Annotated in this window: 1 protein-coding gene; it reads left to right on the top strand. The window is 65.3% G+C overall.

Features of this window, described 5'->3' with window-relative positions:
- A partial coding sequence (locus IG69_RS0119470) for a 2-phosphosulfolactate phosphatase (RefSeq protein ID WP_051750759.1) occupies positions 1-757 on the top strand: 757 nt, incomplete at its 5' end.
- Between the last annotated feature and the right edge of the window lie 36 nt (positions 758-793).

Consider the following 793-nt stretch of genomic DNA (forward strand, 5'->3'; position numbering starts at 1 on the left):
CACCAACAGGACGCGCGGTGGGGAGGTCGCGTTGGAGTCGCTGATGTGCTCGGTTAGCGAAATAGGCGCGCTGTCAGGTGCCGCCGTGCCTCAAGTGGCCGTGGTCATCGATGTGCTTCGTGCCTTCACTGTTGCCCCGTGGGTGTTCGCGCGAGGCGCGGCAACTCTCCGGTTCGCCCGGGACGACATACAGGCCTTGCAGATGAAGTCCATGCTCGGACCGTCTGCGCGCACGATCAAGGATGGGCCGCCGGCCGCCGGTTTTGACCTCGTCAATTCACCGGGTTTCGTCAGGGGCAGCGACCTGACCGGTTGTCACATCATCCAGCGCACCACAAACGGCACGAAAGGCGTGCTGGCCGCTCGTCGTTGTCGGTGGATCTTGTGCGCCAGCTTGGTCAACGCGCGGGCCACCGCACGACACGTCCTTGCCACCGGTGCAAGCCGAGTGGCGTTCGTGATCACGGGGGAGGATGGGACCGCGGATGAGGACTTGGCCTGTGCCGACCTGATCAGGAACGTGATGAGCGGTCCGACCGCAGACGCCGTCCAGGTCCGTCAACGCGTCGTGAGTTCGCCGGCCGCGCGCGCCCTGGACCGTGGGTATAGGGCTGGAATGCGAGGCGTCCATCCCCAGGACGTTGGCATGTGCGCAGACGTGGACCGGTTCGACTTCGCGTTGGTGGCCACGGTCCTCGACGACCATGCGGTCGTCGAGGTCTCACGGTCCACCGTCCCCTTCTCACATCCCGGATGAACCAGTGGCCCTCGTGATCATCTGCGGTGTTCCCGG

Source organism: Phycicoccus jejuensis, assembly GCF_000720925.1.
GTDB lineage: Bacteria > Actinomycetota > Actinomycetes > Actinomycetales > Dermatophilaceae > Phycicoccus > Phycicoccus jejuensis.